Raw genomic sequence first — 21,203 nt, forward strand, 5'->3', positions numbered from 1 at the left:
ATATTCATGATTTATGAAGACCGTACAAACAGTAAACAGGCGCTTAGCTGACATTGGTTGAAGACTAAATGAGTGATGTTTAAATAATTGCTAATTTCTTGCTCAATACATATTCCAAGACTATATTTTATCTAGCTTCTTGGGATGTAACTACATGAATATATCAAAAAAATTAAAGCTGTCTTTTGCATCAGCTATCGCACTGCCTTTGTTTGTAATTGCTGCTATTGTTATATCGCAAACGAGGGAGCAAGCACTCGATAATTTTTCTCAATTGAGTGAGCGAGAAGCGCGCCAAGTAGACAACGCTATTACGATGTTTTTTGCCGAAATTGCCAAAAATGTTGATTATTTAGCATCCCACACCACCATTAAAAACGCACGCACCAATGTTAAAACCCATATGGATGCTCCCAACTCAGTGATGCTTAACCATCCTAATCAAAGCCCAACAGAACAAGCTGCATATAGCTTGTTTGACCATTTTGGCCAAACACACCCTGGACTTGCTTATATTTACATGGGAAACGAACAAGGGGGGTATATTCAATGGCCCATGGGGAAAGTAAACGCCAATTATGATCCGCGCGAGCGCCCCTGGTATATGGCAGCAAAAGCGGCTAATGGTAAAACAACGCGAACTAATGCCTATTATTGGGCCGCTGATGATTTAGTTATTGTATCTACGGTTAAAGCGGTTATTGATAACGGGCAATTAATTGGCGCCCAAGGAATGGATGTATCATTAGGCGGGCTTACCGATATTATTGCCGATATTAAATTAGGCGAAACCGGTTATTTAATGTTGATTGAAGATAGTGGCAGTGTGCTGGTGGATGTTAAACACCCAGATTACCGATTTAAAAACTTAGCAGATCTTGAGGGGGGAAAATACGCCGACTTAGCTAAAAATACCCAAGGGCTGTTTGATGTAGAGATAGATGGTAAACAATATATGGCTAATATTCATACCTCTGCTACCTTAGGCTGGAAGTTTATTGGGGTAGTAGAGAAAGCCGAAGTGATGAGCACGGCGAATACCATGGCTTATACCATATTGGTTATTAGTGCGATATTAATTGCCGTATTTGTTGCTATAGCGAGTTATATTTCTAAATTAATATCAGCCCCTATTGTTGAAGTGAGTGATGGCTTAACTGAAATATCGCAAGGTGGCGGTGATTTAACCCAACGCTTAACAATAAAAACCAAAGATGAAACCGCTAAACTGGCTAATAGCTTTAATTTATTTTTAAACTTGATCAGCGAGCTGGTAACTCAAATTAATGAGTGCGCGCAAAATGTAAGTAAAACCTCATCACAAACCTCATCGCAAGCGGCACAATTAACAAGCTCCACCAGCCAACAGCAACAAGCTTTAGAGATGGCAGCTACGGCTATTAATGAAATGGCTGCCACCGCGAACGAAGTGTCTAGCAGTTGTGCAAATGCAGCGGATTTGGCTGTTCAAACACAGCAAGCATCAGACTTGGGGCAATCGGTTATTACACAAACTGTGGAAAGTGTGGTTCAGCTATGTGATGTAATAAACAATGCCTCAGCAGATATTACTCAGCTAGATACTGAAAGCGAAAACATTATGTCGATACTCAGTGTTATTCGCGGTATTTCAGAACAAACTAACTTATTGGCCTTAAATGCTGCAATAGAAGCTGCACGTGCCGGTGAGCACGGACGCGGCTTTGCTGTGGTGGCCGACGAAGTGCGCGCGTTATCGCAACGAACCGCTGAGTCAACCGAAGAAGTGGCTTCACAGCTTGATAAACTACGTACTATGTCATCTAAGGTATCTAAAGACATGCAACGCAGTATAGAAACCACTAATAAAACTGTCGAGCTTGCGCATTCGGCGCAGCAACAATTTAGTGAGATCACGGCATCTATCGTTCATATTAGCGATTTAAATACCCAAATAGCCACCGCTGCTGAAGAGCAACAACATGTAGCTGAAGATATAAACCGCAATGTTACTGAAATTAAAAATGCGGCTGATGAGGTGAGTGATATTGCCGTGACCACCAGTGAAAACGGCAACGAAATGAATCGTCTTTCGTCAATTTTAACGGGGTTAGTGGGTAAATTTAAAGTGTAAGGGCAAGCAAATGCATGCCCTTTTTATCCCTGCTACTTATTTTTAAGTAGTTCTTTTAATTCTGCTAGTTGTGCTTTTAATTCGTTTACTTGGCCTTGGGTGGCAGGGAGTGAGTCTATATCGGCTTGCTCTTCGCGTGCATTGCGATGCTCTTCACTCATCACTTCTAAAATAGCGCCAACCATCATATTTAAAAACACAAATGCAGTTAAAAAGATAAAGGTTAAGTAAAAAATCCAACTTAATTTGTACACGGCCATGGTTTCGTACATGACGTCAGTCCAATCTTCAAAGGTGGCTATTCTAAACAGGGTGAGCATAGAAATAGACACATCGCCCCAAAGTACCGGATTTATATCAGCAAACAACATACTGCCAGTGGCGGCATAAATATAAAATATAACGAACATGAGTAGCGCAATGTAGCCCATTTGCGGTATTGCTTTTATTAGCGAATTTACTAATAAGCGCAGTTCTGGGATCATTGAGACTAATCGTAACACGCGGAAAATACGCAGCAGTCGAGCAATAAAAATAGTAGAGCCTGCCGCGGGGTATAAACTTCCGATCACGATAATGAAGTCAAAAATGTTCCAACCTTTGGAGAAAAAGTCCTTGATACCTTTGCTGGCAATATAGCGAATAATCAGTTCAATTAAGAAAAACACCGTTATGCCTATATCCATCCAATGTAGAACGAGTTCGGCGGTTGGGTGCAATGAATAAGTATGTGCGCCCACGGTCAATGCAGAAATGACAATAACTGCAATAACAAATGATTGAAATAGTTTACTTTTATCGATACGCTGGAACAGCTCTTGTAACTGCGACAACATCATAACGTGCCCTTAACTGTTATAAATACAAAACCAGTGCAATATACAGCAAAAATAACGAAGATCAGTAGTTTTCCCGTTAAAATAGTAGGAATTTTGAATGTTAAATAATAAGTTAAAATATCTATTTTCGTTATCCGCATTATTGGTGTTAGCGGGATGTAGCAGCGATAGCCGCTACCATGAAATTCAATCAGCGCGGTTGGGTGAATGCAGCTACATGGCAGATAAGGAATACCATGAGTGTGTTAAACAACAGCAAGACAGTTACAAAGAATTTAAAGAACAACAAGCTCGCGAGCAGCAATAAACGATGACCAAAACCCAAAAGCAGCTAGATAAACGTATTCGTCAGCAATTAACGCTCGCTTGTGAGCAAATAAAAGATACTGTGGAGGACTTTAGCTTTCTTACCCATTCAGCAGACTTAAACAATTTACCTTCTAAGTTTAAAGTAAGTTGTTATTTTATTGATGATATTGCACTAGAGCAGGCTAAACAAAAAAATCAGTTTGATTACATTGAGCAGCTTATTTGTAATGCGTTAGCCAGCTTGAACATACATATTAAAGCCAATGCCATTTCATTTTCTAAGCAGCCATAATGTGTACGATGGGTTTTATTTATTCTTCACATTAGCTTGAATTAGGCATTTATAGGGCCTTTAAAAGCTTTAATATGGAGTGATTTTATTAAGCAGGCTATAATCCCCAAAAATAGCAAAAGAGATTATATATGGCTGTTCCAACACGTTCACAAATAACACCCGGCACTGAGGTTAATATTGTGCTTAAACAAGATCAACGCAGTGGTACTTTAACCAATGGTATTGTGTCGCGTTTATTAACCAAGTCACCTAATCATCCGCACGGTATTAAAGTACAGTTAGAAGATGGTCAAGTAGGTCGGGTAAAAGAGATCATTGCATGAGCGATTTAACCTTAACTGATTTTTGGCGATTGGTAACTGTAAACGACAGAACCGCAGAGCCTGAGTCTGTATGCCAATCCCTTAAGGCTGCATTGAGTGATTTATCCGACGAGCAGCTTATTGAATTTGATAAACAGTTTAGTATTTGTATGCGCCAAAGTTATACTTGGGATTTATTTGGTGCGGCGTTTGTAATGGCTGGTTGTAATGATGAATATGGTTTTTCTGAATTTCGTTGTTGGCTAATTTCTCGGGGTGAAGCGGTATTTAAAGCAGCGTTAGAAAACCCCGATAGCCTTGCACAGTGCACACCACTTTATTTTTTAAACGAGCAACCTTACCCGTATTTAGATGAGTATGACCTAATTGCAGGTTTGTTATATGAAGAACGTAATGACGATGAGTTACCCTTTATACCCTCAGGGCTTGAACAACCTAAAGGTAAGCGCTTTAAAGATAAATCTAAGTTTTTAAAACAAAATTACCCGCAATTATTTGCAAAATATTGGCAGTAAGACGTTAATATTGCATAATTCTTAACAACTTTTTGAAACATAAAACTGCGTGGATATTTAATTTTTCTATGCAGTTTCTTTGTTCTTTTATCATTTATTTTTTGCATCCTTAAAATTCAAATCACGGTTTCAATTAATTATTTAGTTACCTCTTACATTAGTTAACAATTGTACCTGTTTATTTAGTTTTTTGGATGACTCTCCATTATCAAATATGTTACATTTAAACGTTTTTAAATGAATAAACACTGAATAATTATAATATACGACATAGGAATGTTATGTATAAAACACTTTCATCAGGATTGATAGCATTTTGCTTTTTGAACACGCTAAGTTCCCAAGCTGCTGTTTCACAGCGAATAAACAAATCATCCACCCAAGAAGTTAAGCAACTTTTAAATCAAAACCCTTCTATTGCTAATACATCTTCTGCAAGTTCTTATTTTGTAGAATTAAAGCAACCTCAATTGAGCCTTTCACAACAAGTTAATGCATCTTCTAAAAAGATGCAGCAATACTTTTCTGGGGTTCCAGTGTGGGGTCAGCAAATTAGAGTTCAGTCTAACTCTGAACATATTAGTGGTTTTTTTGCTAAAAACATTAACTTCGCATCTTTGAATAAAACAGCGACCGCTACTTTTGATGAGTTAAAAGCGGTTAAATCGTTGCTGACTAAGTCTAAATTAGATGATTCACTAGAGAGTGAAATAATAAATAATAAGCGCTACATTTATATTCATGATGGAAAAGCGTACTATGTTCGCTTAATTGAACTCAAAGTAACTGAGAATGGCATTGAAAAAATGCCAATAGGTTTAATAAGTGAATCGACTTATCAGATTTTTGAACTGTGGGATAATATTCAAAGTGTTGACGGTAAAGGACCTGGTGGTAATCAAAAGATTGGCCAATATGAATACGGTACAGATAAAGACGCATTTAATGTTACCCAAGTTGGCGATACTTGTTTTTTAGAAAATGACAAAGTAAAAACAGTCACTATGGAATCGGGCTCTGAGCCAAGTGAAGCCTTTTCATTCACATGTAATCGTAATACGCATAAGGAAATAAATGGTGCTTTTTCCCCATTAAATGACGCTCATGCATTTGGAACTGCAGTTTTTGATATGTATCAACAATGGTACAACACTGCACCGCTTACATTTCAATTGTTAATGCGAGTTCACAGTGGTGATAACTGGGAAAATGCCACTTGGAATGGCCAAGCAATGACCTTTGGTGATGGCGCTGATAGGTTTTATCCGCTGGTTTCTCTTGATATTGTATCTCATGAGGTTAGCCATGGCTTTACTAGTCAAAACTCCAATCTTATTTACTCTAATCAATCAGGCGGAATTAACGAGTCTTTCTCTGATATGGCAGGTGAAACTGCAGAGTATTTTTTACGTGGTGAAACCGACTGGTTATCAGGGGCGGATATTTCAAAAGTAGAGCCAGCTCTTCGTTACTTTGAAACGCCTTCATTAGATGGTGTTTCTATTGATAAAGCCAGCGATTTTTATCCGGGCATGGATGTTCACTTTAGTAGTGGTGTTTTTAACCGTGCTTTTTTCCTGCTTTCAAATACTGATGGTTGGGATCCTCAAAAAGCGTTTGAAATAATGCTAAAAGCAAATCAAAACTACTGGGTTAGCTCGAGTGGTTTTATCGATGGTGCATGTGGTGCAATCAACTCTGCAATTGACCTACGTTATAATGCATCTGATGTAATTTCAGCATTTAATGAAGTAGAAGTTATTTGCGATAATATTAAGTTTGTCGATACTGATTCAGATTTAATGGATGATAACTGGGAACTGTTATACGGACTAGACCCTTCAGATGCCGATGATGCCAACTTAGATTTGGACCAAGATGGTCTTTCTAACTTGGAAGAATACTTAGCAAATACTCTTCCAAACTCAGTTGATACTGATGCTGATAGTTTATCTGATTACGATGAATTAAACGTCTACATGACGTTGCCTAACAACGTGGATTCAGATTCCGATCGTATGCCAGATGGCTGGGAAGTCACTTTTTCATTTAATCCACTCGATGCAGCTGATGCAGAACTTGATTTTGATTCCGATAGCTGGGCTAACTTAATTGAGTACTATGGCAACAGCGACCCAACTGATCCAAACTCTGAACCTTCTATTTTTCCTGAAACTACTTATAATTTTGATGACGCAGTTGTCCCTGAATTTTTAGTTTCTTCAACCCCTCAAACGCCTTGGTTTATTACTGATTATGACGGCCACGATGGCTTAGTGTTAACTAACAGTGATATTACTGATTCGCAACAAACGAGTGTTGAATTTCAATTTATAAGTGACGAACAACGTTTTGTTAACTTTAACTACTTATTGGAAACTGAAGCAAATTATGACTTCTTTAAAGTTTATATTAACGACACACTAGTTCTTGATGAGTCAGGCCTAACTGATTGGAAGGTGGCTTCTTTTCCATTACCTACTGGGTTTAATACAGTTAAGTTTGTATACACTAAAGACGTTATAGTGTCTGAAGGTTTAGATGCTGTATTTATCGATAATTTATACATTGGGCCTAGTTTCCCTGACTCTGATGGTGATGGTATGTCAGATATGTGGGAATTATCGTATGGTTTGGATATAAATACTGACGACTCAGCGCTTGATTTAGATAACGATGGTTTATCTAACCTTCTTGAGTTTTTAAATAACGGTTTACCTAACAACTCAGATACTGATGGCGATTTAATGCCTGATGGGTGGGAGTATAACAACAGTCTAAATCTTACAGATGCCGCTGATGCGTCACAAGATGCTGACAATGATGGATTTACTAACTTCACAGAGTATCAAGCAAATACAGATCCTCAGTCAGATACTTCTTACCCTGTTGTTTTAAATATCACAACGTCATTCGAAGGCGATACACTTCCAACATGGATGACTGAGTCAGTAGACTCAAGTGCGCCGTTTTTTATCACAAACGACTTTGCCACACAGGGTTCACAAAGTATTCGCTCGGGAGACATCACTGATTCTCAGTTTAGCGGGTTTACCGTCACGGGTTTATTTGAAGAAGGGGTTTTAGCGTTCGATTATAAGATTGATTCTGAAGCGTGTTGTGACTTTTTTATCGTGACTATAGATGGTCAAGAAGTTATTGGTAATGCTGAACGTGGAAATTTGGACGCACCTGAACCAACTTCATTTTTAGTTAATATTAGTGAAGGGGTGCATAAGATTGAGTTCAAATATACCAAAGACGGATCAGTATCAACTGATGCTGATGCAGTGTGGCTTGATAATTTTGCTATGCTTCCAGTCGGTGATCAAACCGATACTGATAACGATCAAATGCCAGACTACTGGGAACTACTAAATGGTTTAAATCGTTTTGATGCAAGTGATGCACTATCTGACAAAGACGCTGACAGCCTTTCAGCCCTTGATGAGTATAACCTAGGAACAAATCCAAATTCATCTGACACAGATTCTGATGAGTTAAGTGATGGCTATGAAGTTATTAATGGCTTGCTACCACTTGACCCTTCAGATGCGAGTTTAGATTCTGATGCTGATGGTTATACTAATATCCAAGAGTTCTATGGGCAAAGCCTTGCTAATGACGCAACATCAACTGTGCAGTCTTTTTCTCAGCTAAATGAAAGCTTTGAAGAAGGGCTTTTGCCAGCTATGTTTACTGAGCTTGCAGAGCACTCTACTCAATGGCAGCTTAATACCAACTGGTCTACGGATGGTACATCAAGCTTAAGCCTAAATGCTTCTCCAGCAGGTAGTATAAGCGGCTTTGCAATTGCAGGGTTATTTGAGGCGGGGTTCATTAATTTAGATTACTTTTCAAACAGTAACTCGTCATTTCAAATTAGTGTTAACGGTACTCAGTACAATATTAAGCATTATCGCTCTCGTTTGTTAATTCCGGTAAATGATGGTTTTAATATTGTGAAGGTAAAATACGAAAGCCCTTACTTAGCAGATATGCCTTTTTCAGTTGATAATATCTCATGGACTGCTGAGCTGGATGTAGTTAGTGACTTTGATGGCGACGGTATTCCAGACTATTGGGAAGCACAGAATGGACTAAATGCACTTGACTCTTATGATGCATCAAATGATCCAGACTACGACGGTTTATCTAACTTAAACGAGTATCAGATGTCGAGTAATCCGCTTTCTACAGATACAGATGGCGACGGTGTGCAAGATAGTGAAGATAGCCACCCAACTGATTCTAGTTTGGGTGAAAATATAGCCCCTGTTTTTGTATCAAGTTTAGAGCCTATTACTCTTGAAGCAACTTCTCAAAATACTAACCTTACAAATATTTTTGTTCCTGAGGCAACTGATAACGGACATTTAGAACCTTATGTTTATGCTGCTTCTGGGTCTTACTTGCCCCTTGGTGAACATCAAATTACATGGGTTGCTCGTGATTATGTTGGTAACGAAACTACGGCTATTCAAACGGTAACCTTGGTTGACACAACGCCACCTGTTATACAAAACTATTATTCAGTTAATGTTTATGGCAGCTCAATTGATGACATAAAAGCGGCATTATTTAACTCTAATGCTATCTACGATAGTGTATCGGATGTGGTCACTATCGATATTGATAGTAACTTTGTGTTCAGAACGGGGGATACTTTAATTCCTGTTTCTGCGGCTGATGGGGCGGGTAATACTTCTACAGGTGAAATAAATGCTCGTGTTTTTCCTAAGGTTAGTATCCAGCCTACTACCTATGTTTACCAAGATGGTAATGCGGTTATTGATGTATTCATAAGTGGTAAAAGCCCTTACGGTTCAGTAAGCTTTGATCTGATTGGAAATAATACTAGTAAATATATATCTACAAATCAGCATGGTCTTGTCAAGGTAGTGCTAGAACGTGAGTTCTTTGAAAATGCGTCGAATATTCGCATTAATACGAGAAGCAGTTCATTTACTGATAGAAATGATACTAGCCAGTTAGTATTTCTAAATGAAACTGCAAAACCTGAATTCATTACTAATTTATATCAGAATGGAAAAGTAATAAGCAAGATAGTTCAACGCGATTCGTCAGACTTTATTGTTGATGTTCATGCAGTTAATTTACCTAGTGCAGCAAGTGATAACTCAATAGAGCTCCAGCTATCTTCACAAGGTGATTACTTTGTAAATAAAATTGGTCCCTCAAAGTGGAATATTACATTTACGCCTCAATTACTTACAGATTCTGACAATCTAGACATTGCATTCACTATAAAACAAAATAGCGAAGCTGTTGCAACGGATCAAATTAGTTTACGTGTGATTGACGCAGTTACTTTCAATGATCCTGAGTTAGATACTGATGGTGATGGTATTTCTGATGCTGAAGAAGGTGTGAGTGATGGCGATAAAGACGGCATTGTTGATTACTTAGATAGCTCTTCTATTACGCACTCAGCTGTTTTAGATTCAGGCGATATGGTTCGTAGCATCGATGAGTTTAATCATTTGTCAGTAGGTGATATTAAACAGGCTACTGTAACGCAAATGATTGCTGATATGTCTATTTCAGAGCAAGACTTAAGTACTTACTTTGATAGCTTAGACATTGCAGAACCTCACTTTCAAGCTAAAAGTGATATTGTAAATATTCACATTACTCTTTCAAACTCATCGGGTACGTCTGAAATTGCGATACCAGAGTACGTTAACTCTATTTTAAGTTCAGAAATGCAAATTCGTTTGTTATCTAATACAGGCTGGCAGTCGGTTTCAATGCTAACTGGTAACGTCTACGAGCAAATTTGTTCAGGTTGCTTTACTTTTGCAGTAACAGACGGCAGTGAATTTGACTTAGACGGTCAAGTTAATGGTGAGATTGAATTAGTTGCTAAGTTAGCTGAAGAAAGCTTAAACCAAGCGCCAGTTTTAGATGTAACAATTCCAGCAACAATTGAAGAGCTTACAACTATTGAGCTTGATGCGTCAGGAACAACAGACCCTGATGGTGACCTACTAAGTTTTGAGTGGAGTATTGATCATCCTCAATTATCACTGACGCCTTCAGAGACAGACAGTAAAGCGACACTGACTGTAGGTGAAATAGAGCAAACGTTCACTACAGATATCACTTTATTAATCTCAGATGGTTACGAGCAATTTACAGAGATATATACAGTGACCTTTATGCACGTTAATCAATTACCAGCAGTTGAGTTGAGCTCATCTTCTTTATCGGTTGATGAGGGTAAAGAAGTTAGCGTTACAGCAACTGCGATAGACAAAGAGTCATCTGAACTTACTTACAGATGGGTTCAAACACAAGGTATAGAAGTCGCAATTGAAAATGTTAATTCAAGTACATTGTCGTTTATGGCGCCAAATGTATCTGTAACAAGTGAACTTGGCTTTAAACTTAGTGTTTCTGATGGTGAAGGGGAGACAGAGCAAAGTGTTATCGTTACTATTAATAATGTACCTGAAGCACTTGCAACACCTAAAGAAGGTGATAAAAGTGGAGGAGGTTCTTTCAGTTTCTTCTTATTACTTTTAGCCGCTTTGTTTGTTTATAGAAGAGTACAGTTGTTACACAAATAACAACAGTCTGCTTTATAACTATTAAATCCCTTGATTGTTATCAAGGGATTTTTTTTGCATAAATTTTAAAATAAGTAAGTAGGCTTAATGTGTTAAGCTAATTATATTGTGACTCGTTAGGTTTTTTTAATGAAGAATTATAAAGTTCTATTGTGTATTGGTTGTTTGTTTTTTGCTAATCAGTCTTTTGCTAAAACGATTTTACCTAGTAACAAAACTAAGTTTGTTAGCTTGTTTAATAGTAAAGTTGGCGATTATGAATTAATTTCAGGCGATGCTCGCTATTGTGATTCAGGTTCATTAATGTGGCTCGATAGAAATAATACCGATTTGGGTTTTAGACTTGGTAGTTTAATTTCTTTTATTGATTTACATAATGGAACACAAACTAATAAAGTCCCTGATTTTTGCCTAGTGACTACTAAGTTTAAATATACGAATATTGGTTTAACAATGGATTTGCGCCAAGACAGGTGTGACAATAATAGCGATACATTAGATGTTAGCCGCACGCTAAATTTTGTTTCTGACACACAGTTAGAATATTCGATTAAAAATGCTAATGTTCAATGTAAGTTTGAATTAAAGCGTCTATAAATCGCATTTTATTTTTGGAATATCACGCCAACGAGTCGTGTATTGCGGCGATAAAAAAGCCCTGTTCATATGCCAATGATCATTTAATTGGCTGCTCGCCACGCTAAGCATTCCTTTACCGTATCTATGATTTATCGCATCTAAGCAGCCCATTAACTGCGGGTTATCGGTTTGCTTATCAAATAAATGATGTTGTTGAAACTGCTGCGGGCTGAGCTCTAATGCGCCCACACCACATTTATAAAATCGAATTCCCGGTTGATATATTTGCTCAAAACTCTTTGATACCGCATTGGCCATAACGCGAGTATCGTTAGTGGGCGGATCAAATTGATACATAACTGACTTTTTATAAAAGGCGTGTTCATGTGATGAGCTGGCAGCAAAAATATAAATACGATGAGTGAGCGACTGTTGTGCTCTTAATTTTTGTGCAACTACACTAGCATGATTTATTAGGGCGGTTTTAACTGCATCGGGGTCGCAAAGTCGCTGACCAAAACTACGAGTTGAAAAAATAGCTTGTTTATCTTGGCGTACATCATCCCAGTTTAAACAGGTAATGCCGTTGAGCTCGTTAATTGTGCGCTCAAGCACCACACTAAATTGGCGACGAATAGTTTTTGGGCTTTGCTCAGCCAGTTGCCACGCGGTATGAATGTCCATGAGAGCCAGCTTTTTAGCTAAACGTTTGCCCACCCCCCAAACATCTTGGCAGTGCATTCGTTGTAAAATAGTGCGGCGACTTACTTCATCGTCAATCACTGCAACACCATTAAAGCCAGTTAGTTTTTTAGCTGCATGGTTAGCGGCTTTGGCTAAGGTCGGTGTTGGCCCAAAGCCAACCCCAACAGGGAGTTTGGTTTCGCGCCATACAGTACGCCTAATTAGCTGCCCATATGCTTGCCAATCGTTAATTAAAGGTTGATAACCATTAAAGTGTAAAAACGATTCATCGATACTGTAAACATGCTGGGTGTCACAAAAGCGGCCAATTACACTCATCATCCGGTCGCTTAAATTAGCGTATAGTTCATAGTTACTAGAGCGTACAACCACATTGTTTTGTTCTAGTAACTGCTTAACTTTAAAGTAAGGGCCAAATTTAGGAATATTAAGCTTACGCGCAATTGGGCAGACCGCACACACACAGCCGTCATTATTGGTAAGCACTACCACAGGCTTTGAGCGAATAGCGGGGTCAAATACTTTTTCAGCACTGGCGTAAAAAGCAACGGCATCAACTAAGGCATACATGAAAGTAACTCAGGGCTTTGGCGATGCAGCCTAATAGAGCGAGTTACCACACCTTCAAGCTGAAACTCATCTGACTCAGTCAATTGCACCGGCTTATAAGCAGAAGAGGCTGATAGCAAGCGTGCATTGGTCTTATCAAGCAGCTTACACACAAATAAACCATTTAAGTTAGCCACAATAACATCGCCATCTTTTGGTATTTCAGCGCGGTCAACCAACAGTAAGTCGCCCTCAAAAATACCAATTTCTTGCATAGAGCACCCAGACGCTATCCCAATAAACGTGGCATCAGGGTGCTTTATTAATAACTCATCAAGTGAAACGCCAAGCTCTGTATATTGTGCTGCAGGTGACTCAAATCCGCATACACCGGCCTCTATATAAATGGGAATAACAAACATAACACAACCTAAAACGCATATACTGTATAAGTGTACAGTATATGCGTTTTATATAAGTTATGCCAAGTAATGGATCTGCGATCAATCCATATTTTTGATCATTTGCTGAGCTGTATCTAAGAAGTCATTGATTTGCTGTGGGTTTAAGTTTTTACACATTTGCGCATTTACATGCTGCTCAGCGTTTAATAATTTGTCGTAAAGCGTGCACCCTTGTGCGGTAAACGACAGAATAAAACAACGCTTGTCATGCTCACTGGCATTTTTATGAATTAAGTTTAGCGCGAGCAGTTCTTTCACTAATCGTGCTATTTGGGCTTTGTCGCGTTGGGTTTGATTCACAATATCGTTAGCAGTGCACTGAGGTGTCGCTGCAATAATATGCAGACAACGCACATGCATCGCGTTTAATCCAAGCTCACCTGCATTAATGGCTTCGCGTATGGTAACGCGATAATTTTGCATTAAAGCAAATAATGTATTGGCCAATGAAGAGTTCATAATAAATCCATAATGGTTGACAAAGTCAATTAAATTGCTATAGTTGATTTTATCAACCAATGGGGCGTTGTGCAATTCATCATTTTAGTGAGGTAAATTTATATGGGTAAAAAAGTACGCAAAGCAACCGTATTAAGCACAAAGCAAATAACCCCACATTTACAACGCATTATTGTCGGCTCAGATGAGTTTAACGACCTGAGTGCCCAATACATTGGTAACTACGTTAAGGTGCTTATTCCACAAAATGGCCGCGTTGACTTTAATATTAAAACTACGTGTATGCGTTCATACACTATAAGACATGTTGATGAGCACACTGGTGCACTTACCCTCGACTTTGTGATAAATATGCACCAAGGCCCAGCCACTAATTGGGCTAAAGAAGCAAAAGTAGGCGATGAAGTGGGTATAGCAGGGCCAGGCCCTAAAAAGTTGGATAACTATGATCATTCATATTATCTATTACTTGGCGATTTAACTTCGGTTAATGCAATTAAAGGCTACGTGCAACAATTGCCTATAAACGCAAAAATTGACGCGATTATTCATGCACCAACAAAAGATGATGTGATTAGCTTAGACTCCTCGCGTGATGTAACGTGGTTAATAACAAATAACCCCGATACAGATATAATAAACGCACTAAAATCGCTACCACTTAGTGAGCAACAACCTATTGTATTTATGGGACTTGAGGCCGGATTAGTCCGTAAAGCAAAAACCGTATTAACTGATGAATTAGCTATACCGCGCAGTCAAATTGTTGCATCGGGCTATTGGAAAAAAGGGCTTGATTCAGAAGCTTATAAACTAAAGCGTCAACACGCTGCGGCTAAAAATAGTTAACTTAATTGTTGTTCAATCACATCGCTATTTAGCTTTTAAAAGGCAAGGCGCCTTGAATTGACTGTCATACACACCCATCTCTTAGCGTAGACTCATTATTTATGGCTAGCGCTATAAATCGCTATTTAATTTGGAGGTGCTACTTTGTTATCAACCATTCCTTTTTCGTTATTAGAACTGGCGCCTATGCCTAAAGGTGCCACTGTGAGTGACACCTTAAATAAAAGTACAGCCTACGCACAAAAAGCCGAGGAACTCGGTTTTAACCGTTTTTGGTTAGCCGAGCATCATAATATGCCTGGGATTGTTTGTGCGGCTACTTCAATTTTGGTGGGGCATATAGCCGGAAACACTAAAAAAATACGCGTAGGGTCGGGTGGAATTATGTTGCCTAATCATGCTCCTTTAGTTGTTGCGGAGCAATTTGGCACCTTAGAAAGTTTATACCCAGGTCGAATTGATTTAGGGTTAGGGCGCGCTCCAGGTAGCGATCCTGTGACAAGTCGTGCATTAAATAACGATATCAGTCGTGCTGAAAACTTTCCTAATGAAGTGAGCGAGTTACAAACATTATTGGGCCCTTATGAGGGAACTAAGCGCGTGCGAGCAATACCTGGTGAAAACACCAATGTTCCCATTTGGCTTTTAGGTTCAAGTTTATTTAGTGCGCAGTTAGCTGCACAAAAAGGATTACCCTATGTATTTGCGGGGCACTTTGCACCGCGTTTTGTGCATGATGCAATAGCCTTGTATAAACGAGAATTTAAACCATCAAATGTATTAGCTAAGCCTTATGTCATGTTGGCATTACCTTTAGTGGCTGCAGATACAGATGAAGAAGCACAGTACTTATCAACTACATCCAAGCAGCGAGTGTTATCGTTAATTAGAGGCGACGAGTTGTGGTTAAAACCCCCAGTAGAAACAATGGAAGGTTTGTGGAGCGAACAAGAGCGCGCTCATGTTGAGAGCTTTTTAGGGTTAAGTGTTACCGGTGGGCCAGCCAGTATTAAACACAAGCTAGAAATGATTGTAAATCAATTAGGGGTTGATGAGATTATATTCACCAACGACTTATTTGATAATGAAAAGCGCCATAAAGCGCTTGAAATTTTAATGCAAATAAAACATGGATAAGCAATTGGTTAAGCAAGCGTACACTCAACGCTTGTTATGCTATTAAACAGATTAAAGTTAATTGAGTCGTGGCCATTTTACATTATTTTAAAAAGTGGCAATGAAAAAGCTTGTTCTGTTTTTTCAATAGAACTGATTTAAACAATCAATTTTAATTATGAATATTGAACGATTATTATAAGGGTATGCAACACAATTCAGCTAAATAAATAGGAAGGTAAAGCGTGAAATCTCAAAATAGTACGACACCCCATTCAGGCAACAACTCAGTGCAGCCAAAAGTAGCGCTGATAGCAGAAGGTGGCGGACAACGAGGGATATTTACCGCGGGTGTACTCGATGCCTGGTTAGAGCAGGAGTATGATCCATTTGACTTATTTATTGGCACATCTGCAGGCTCTCAAAACTTAACAAGCTATTTGGCGCGTCAAAAAGGCTATGCTAAACGCCTGATCAGAGGCCTTTCGCGTCATAAACGTTTTTTTCAATTAGGTCGCGGCCTAATGGGTAAACATATTGTTGACCTAGATTGGTACTTTGATAAAACTACCGAAGTGAACAGAGCGCTTGATTTTAAAACCGCAAAAGCCAGTTTAGGCGACCGTGAGCTATTAATTACTGCAACTAATACCCGTGATCGCAAACCTTATTTTTTATCCCCAACAGGGGAAGGCCAGCAATGGCGAGAGCTATTAAAAGCGTCAAGTGCACTGCCATTTTTATATAAGCAAGGTGTAAAATTGACGCCGTGGTTAAATGCATTAGCCGCAAATGAATTAGGTAAGACCGAGATACAGTCAGAGTCTGATTTTTACTTAGACGGTGGCCTTGCCGCACCGCTTCCTGTACGCGAAGCATATAATCGTGGCGCACGCAAAATTGTGGTTATACGCACCGTTGATGAAGCCTTTCAGGCTCAATCAGCATGGGAAAGTAAATTAAAATCATTTGTTGAAGTATCTGGCTATTGCCCAAAAACAATAGACTACTTATTACAACATGAGCAAGCTTACGAAGATGAGTTAGCATTTATTGCTAACCCACCAAAAGATGTAGAAATAATCCAAATTTTTGCAAATCAAAAGTTGTATAGTAAGTTATTAGGCAGCTCAAATGATGACTTACGATTTGACTATAAACTTGGTTTAGCAGCAGGCCATAACTACTTAAAAAACCATCACCCAGATCAGGATGATAATAAACACAGCTACATAGCGTAGCTGTGTGTTTATTATCAGCAAGGTAATAAATCATCATTTATTGTTCTCATGGCAGTCATTTAGCCGTGAGAAATTTTCGTTTTTTTTACCTCAAAAATAACGCGCGAACGGTTATTAAAGCACGCGACTAATTCCTTCCTAAAACATTCCTTTTACATCAGCAATTACACTGCAATATAAATTAGTTATTGGATGAATTTATATTCACAAATAAAGAAAAATAATTCACATCTAATTAGCTTTATTATAAAGTGGCTAAGTCTCTACTAAACTTAAACACTCACGTCGCTAAATTAATACCGTGGCAAATAATAATAAAAAGGAAGCCTGATGTTCGACACGCTGATCAAAAGTGTAAATAGCCTTTTATGGGGCGAAGGCCAAGTACTCATTTACATTTTACTTTTTGCTGGCATATGGTTTTCTGTGCGTTTAAAAGCTATTCAACTCGTTAAATTTACACATATGTTTAGCTTGCTAAAAGGTAGTAGCAAGTGTGATAAAAATAACATTAGCTCTTTTCAGGCGTTATGTACCGGGCTTTGTGCGCGTGTTGGTACTGGTAATTTAGCCGGTGTGGCTGTTGCTATATCACTTGGTGGAAGTGGCGCCATATTTTGGATGTGGGTGATTGCCATACTGGGTATGGCGACCGGTTTTGCAGAAAGCATCCTTGGGCAAATTTATAAAATTCGAGATAGTAATGGCGATTTTAGAGGCGGGCCTGCTTATTACATTCAACAAGGTTTAGGCAGTCGCGGCTTTGCCATTGTTTTCGCTTTATGCTTATTTTTAGGTTACGGCTTTACCTTTAGCGCCATGCAAACCAACACCATTACCGATGCGCTTAATTATGCCTTTGAAATTCCCACTCACTACTCCGGCATCGTGATCACTTTGTTAGCCGGTTCAATTATTTTAGGTGGCTTTAAAGCCATCGCCCGCTTTGCTGAGCGAGTAGTCCCTGTTATGGGCATCGTGTTTGTGCTGGTTGCTGTGATAATCACACTGATTAACTTTACCCAAGTACCCAGCATGCTAAAAGATATATTTTTATCAGCGTTTGGCTTACAAGAAGCCGGCGCAGGCGCCATGGGGGCGGCGATTAAAAATGGTATTCAACGGGGGTTATATTCAAACGAAGCGGGCGCAGGTAGTGTGCCGCATGCATCGGCAAGTGCTAGCCCCATCCCAAATCATCCGGTTACTCAAGGTTACATACAAATGCTAGGCGTGTTCTTCGACACCATTGTACTTTGTAGCTGTACCGCGGTTATTATTTTATTGGCCGATGTGAACATAAGCGGCGAAATGGAAGGCATTCGTTTAACCCAAACTGCTATGACCTCACATTTAGCACAAGGTGGCGTGTATTTTGTAGCCGCTGCCATTACTTTATTTGCTTTTACCTCGGTGGTTGCTAACTACGCCTACGCTGAAAGTAACCTGCACCTATTTAAGCTTGATAACAAAGTAGGGCGCGGTATTTATACTTTGCTTTATTTATCAATGATGTTGTGGGGCGCATCAGCCACATTAAAACAAGTATGGGATTTAGCCGATATTGCCCTAGGGTTAATGACAGTGGTGAACGTAATCGCTATTATACTGTTAACGCCAACTATTTTGTCTGTTACTAACGACTACCACGCACAAAGAGACAAAGGCATAGAGCCTGAATTTAAGGTAAAAAACGTAAAAGTGCAGGGAAAATGTGAAGACGGAATTTGGGATTAAGATTAAAGTTTAAAAGTTTAAAAGTTTTTTATTGCATAAGTATTCACTTTTAAGTTTGGCTTTAACAACATTAAACTGCGACTCTACAGGTAGTATTTTTAGATGATCGACATTTTTGCAGGTAAAACTGCAGCAAAAATAATAAACGAACAAGGGTTTAAACCTGAGCTTTTTACCTCGTTTTTAGGGGCAAGTGGTGGCCCTAAATGGTTTACCTTATTTGGCTTAGACAAATATATATTTGGCGAATTTTTTAAACATCGCACCCAACCGCTTAATTTAATTGGCTCATCGGCAGGGGCTTTTCGTTCTGCGTGTTTTGCACAAAACGATCCAGTTAAAGCCATTGAACGTTTAGCAAAATCGTATTCGCAAACCCGATATTCTAGTAATAAACCCACCCCAACTGAAATTACCACTAAAGCCCGCGCATTACTTGAAGATGTGTTTGGTGATAACGGTGTCACTGAAATTATAAATAATCCCGTTTTTAAAGCGCATTTTATAGTGGCAAAATCTAACGGGTTTATTGCCAGCGAACATAAATTAATACAGCTTTTGGGTTTATCAAAAAGTTATATGCTTAACCGTGTTAATCGAAAATTATTAAGCGGGCAATATGAGCGTTTTATTTTTGGCGCGCCCAATAGTAATTTAAGTATTACCGACAGTTACAATTTTAAAACGCAAAACATAGTCCTTAGCCAAACTAATTTAAAAGATGCCTTATTGGCATCGGGCTCTATACCACTAATAATGCAAGGCATAAAAAATATTGCCGGTTCCCCACCAGGAATTTACCGCGATGGCGGCATTATTGATTACCACTTTGATTTAAAAATTAATAACCCAGGCTTAATTTTATATCCGCATTTTAATTCAGATCCAAAAGCAGGGTGGTTCGATAAAAATTTAAAACGAAAAGTCGCACCACAAAATTATGATAACGTTGTGATGATCACCCCATCAAAAGAATTTGTCGCGGGTTTACCTTACGGGAAAATCCCAGATAGAAACGACTTTACTGATCTTGATGCAGACACGCGGATTAAATATTGGAACACCGTGTTTAGTGAAACTGAGAAACTGGCCGAAACATTTGATAATAATTTAGAAAATGAAAGCTTTGATTTAAAAATTTTTTAATTATTACTTACTATACATAAATTACGGTATGCAGTATAAATAAAAGGGCGTAAGCCTTTTTTTATTAGATATTTATAGATTCTGCCTGAGTGACAGTTTGTCGTCTGATAAAAAATTCATAATATTTTTAAAATGATAGTGAAGCATGGCTAAAAAAATCTTATTATCTTTAGTAGAAAAATAATTTAAAAGATTTGCTGTTATTTGAAACATACACAGAGTAAGACCTTCTATTGGGACTTTAGCACCTAAAGAACTTCTTCCTACACAAAGTTGATCATAAGAAGAACCATTCGTTGCAAGGTTCAAAATTAAACTTTGAGAGCTAGCATGAATATTTTGACTAGCAATTTTAGAGTAAGGTGCATAATGATCTAAAGACAAAGTCTTTTCTATATCTGCAAAGGTTATTTTACCATTCTTATTACTTGGCTCTACAAAGCCATCCAACCAGCCATAATCAAATCTGTATTTTTTACCATATGTAGTTAATAAATAATTATAAAGTTCTTCTGTTTGTTTGGCTTGGTCGTCATCGACGACTAAGTCTTTATACTTTTCTGGATAATTATCTTTGGCTTGCTTAGATTTATTTAGATTATTAAACTTATCAACAATATGATGATGATAAAACTTTTCAGCGCATTCAGGGCCATATGTAAAAATGCTTATAAAAATAACCAATATATCATACAGGCTTCTCCATCTTGATAAAGCAGCATCAGGATAGCCATTTTTTATTAAGCATAGTATTTCATTTGATGCTAAAGATGCTCTAGCATGAAGTTTAATTAGAACATCAAACATTACATCATTTGTTTCAGATGCACTCAACCTGAACTCTTCATTAATTTCTGAACCCACAAAAACAGAAAATGAAATGAAGCGCTCAAGCTTTTCAATTAAAGTACCCCATTGTTTATTATGGGATTTAAAAAAAATGTCGTCCGATTCTGTGTTAAATTTCAGGATAGAATCATCTATAAAATAAAATGATAGTTTAGGTAGAATGCTATCAACGGACTCTTGAACATAAGTCCGAAAATCAGCTTCAGTATATTCTTGGTAAGTATTTTTCCCATTTTTTGATTCGTATTCATACAAATCATAAAGAGCCTGAGTAAGAATATCTTTTATGTCTTTCATGAATTTCCCTGTAATTATTTGATTACTGTTTTTTGCTAGAACACCTACAATATCTAGTAATTGACTTTGCAAATCAAATAAATATTGGTCTTAAGTCTTAATTTGCTCCATAAGTTTTTTGTACATGGTTTCATATTTTTTGCTGACCAGTTTATATCACTTAACTAATGTACCGCAGATGATTTACTTTTCCTCAATGTTTAGACATAGTGTTGTCTTAATAGG

17 protein-coding genes are annotated in these 21,203 nt (G+C 38.2%); 12 read left to right on the forward strand and 5 right to left on the reverse strand.

The annotated features are described in order from the left end of the window. The first annotated feature begins 154 nt into the window (after window positions 1–154). The gene (locus AAGD16_RS17890; RefSeq protein WP_377115579.1) at window positions 155–2,113 is read left to right on the forward strand and encodes a methyl-accepting chemotaxis protein; all 1,959 of its coding nucleotides are present in this window, start codon (window positions 155–157) and stop codon (window positions 2,111–2,113) included. 32 nt (window positions 2,114–2,145) lie between these two features. Here the strand turns inward: AAGD16_RS17890 and AAGD16_RS17895 are convergent, their stop codons facing one another. Then, window positions 2,146–2,949 (reverse strand): ion transporter, encoded by an 804-nt coding sequence (locus AAGD16_RS17895; RefSeq protein WP_174818639.1) that lies wholly within the window; start codon window positions 2,947–2,949, stop codon window positions 2,146–2,148. A gap of 100 nt (window positions 2,950–3,049) precedes the next feature. Between AAGD16_RS17895 and AAGD16_RS17900 the strand changes: the two genes are divergently transcribed. The 6 genes from AAGD16_RS17900 (at window position 3,050) to AAGD16_RS17925 (ending at window position 11,584) form a co-directional block, all read left to right on the forward strand. Further along, the gene (locus tag AAGD16_RS17900) at window positions 3,050–3,259 is read left to right on the forward strand and encodes a hypothetical protein (RefSeq protein WP_013463335.1); all 210 of its coding nucleotides are present in this window, start codon (window positions 3,050–3,052) and stop codon (window positions 3,257–3,259) included. 3 nt (window positions 3,260–3,262) lie between these two features. After that, window positions 3,263–3,553 (forward strand): hypothetical protein, encoded by a 291-nt coding sequence (locus tag AAGD16_RS17905; protein WP_024601009.1) that lies wholly within the window; start codon window positions 3,263–3,265, stop codon window positions 3,551–3,553. Window positions 3,554–3,684: 131 nt separating this feature from the next. After that, window positions 3,685–3,879 carry a YwbE family protein gene (locus tag AAGD16_RS17910; RefSeq protein WP_008468098.1) on the forward strand — a complete coding sequence of 65 codons (195 nt, stop codon included), beginning with the start codon at window positions 3,685–3,687 and terminating at the stop codon, window positions 3,877–3,879. Beyond that, on the forward strand, window positions 3,876–4,394 hold the full coding sequence (locus AAGD16_RS17915; protein WP_215522212.1) for a DUF4240 domain-containing protein: 519 nt from the start codon (window positions 3,876–3,878) through the stop codon (window positions 4,392–4,394). Before AAGD16_RS17910 ends, AAGD16_RS17915 begins: the two co-directional genes overlap by 4 nt. A gap of 281 nt (window positions 4,395–4,675) precedes the next feature. After that, entirely contained in the window at window positions 4,676–10,987 is a 6,312-nt protein-coding gene (locus tag AAGD16_RS17920; protein WP_377115585.1) for a M4 family metallopeptidase, read from the forward strand. Window positions 10,988–11,116: 129 nt separating this feature from the next. After that, entirely contained in the window at window positions 11,117–11,584 is a 468-nt protein-coding gene (locus AAGD16_RS17925; RefSeq protein ID WP_058156080.1) for a hypothetical protein, read from the forward strand. Here AAGD16_RS17925 and AAGD16_RS17930 read toward each other — a convergent pair. The 3 genes from AAGD16_RS17930 to AAGD16_RS17940 form a co-directional block, all read right to left on the reverse strand. Then, window positions 11,579–12,841, reverse strand: coding sequence for a Y-family DNA polymerase (locus tag AAGD16_RS17930; protein ID WP_096039104.1), 1,263 nt, complete (start codon window positions 12,839–12,841; stop codon window positions 11,579–11,581). The genes AAGD16_RS17925 and AAGD16_RS17930 overlap by 6 nt on opposite strands. Then, window positions 12,829–13,242 (reverse strand): LexA family transcriptional regulator, encoded by a 414-nt coding sequence (locus tag AAGD16_RS17935; protein ID WP_013463339.1) that lies wholly within the window; start codon window positions 13,240–13,242, stop codon window positions 12,829–12,831. The genes AAGD16_RS17930 and AAGD16_RS17935 overlap by 13 nt, the downstream gene beginning before the upstream one ends. 81 nt (window positions 13,243–13,323) lie before the next feature. Further along, window positions 13,324–13,743: a MarR family winged helix-turn-helix transcriptional regulator gene (locus AAGD16_RS17940; protein ID WP_028834599.1), complete on the reverse strand. Its 420-nt coding sequence runs from the start codon at window positions 13,741–13,743 to the stop codon at window positions 13,324–13,326. Between the two features lie 102 nt (window positions 13,744–13,845). Between AAGD16_RS17940 and AAGD16_RS17945 the strand changes: the two genes are divergently transcribed. The 5 genes from AAGD16_RS17945 (at window position 13,846) to AAGD16_RS17965 (ending at window position 19,832) form a co-directional block, all read left to right on the forward strand. Further along, window positions 13,846–14,592: a siderophore-interacting protein gene (locus tag AAGD16_RS17945; RefSeq protein WP_377115591.1), complete on the forward strand. Its 747-nt coding sequence runs from the start codon at window positions 13,846–13,848 to the stop codon at window positions 14,590–14,592. Between the two features lie 144 nt (window positions 14,593–14,736). Continuing rightward, the gene (locus tag AAGD16_RS17950; protein ID WP_377115594.1) at window positions 14,737–15,729 is read left to right on the forward strand and encodes an LLM class flavin-dependent oxidoreductase; all 993 of its coding nucleotides are present in this window, start codon (window positions 14,737–14,739) and stop codon (window positions 15,727–15,729) included. Window positions 15,730–15,953: 224 nt separating this feature from the next. After that, a complete protein-coding gene (locus AAGD16_RS17955) occupies window positions 15,954–16,949 on the forward strand; it encodes a patatin family protein (protein ID WP_377115597.1) in 996 nt (331 codons plus the stop codon). 330 nt (window positions 16,950–17,279) lie between these two features. Further along, a complete protein-coding gene (locus AAGD16_RS17960) occupies window positions 17,280–18,686 on the forward strand; it encodes an alanine/glycine:cation symporter family protein (protein WP_377115600.1) in 1,407 nt (468 codons plus the stop codon). A 102-nt stretch (window positions 18,687–18,788) separates the two neighbouring features. Next, complete coding sequence (locus AAGD16_RS17965; protein WP_377115603.1) at window positions 18,789–19,832, forward strand: patatin-like phospholipase family protein; 1,044 nt, start codon at window positions 18,789–18,791, stop codon at window positions 19,830–19,832. Window positions 19,833–19,904: 72 nt separating this feature from the next. Here the strand turns inward: AAGD16_RS17965 and AAGD16_RS17970 are convergent, their stop codons facing one another. Continuing rightward, on the reverse strand, window positions 19,905–20,978 hold the full coding sequence (locus tag AAGD16_RS17970; protein WP_147154708.1) for a DUF5677 domain-containing protein: 1,074 nt from the start codon (window positions 20,976–20,978) through the stop codon (window positions 19,905–19,907). Between the last annotated feature and the right edge of the window lie 225 nt (window positions 20,979–21,203).

This window comes from Pseudoalteromonas sp. M58, assembly GCF_042604605.1.
Taxonomy (GTDB): domain Bacteria; phylum Pseudomonadota; class Gammaproteobacteria; order Enterobacterales; family Alteromonadaceae; genus Pseudoalteromonas; species Pseudoalteromonas tetraodonis.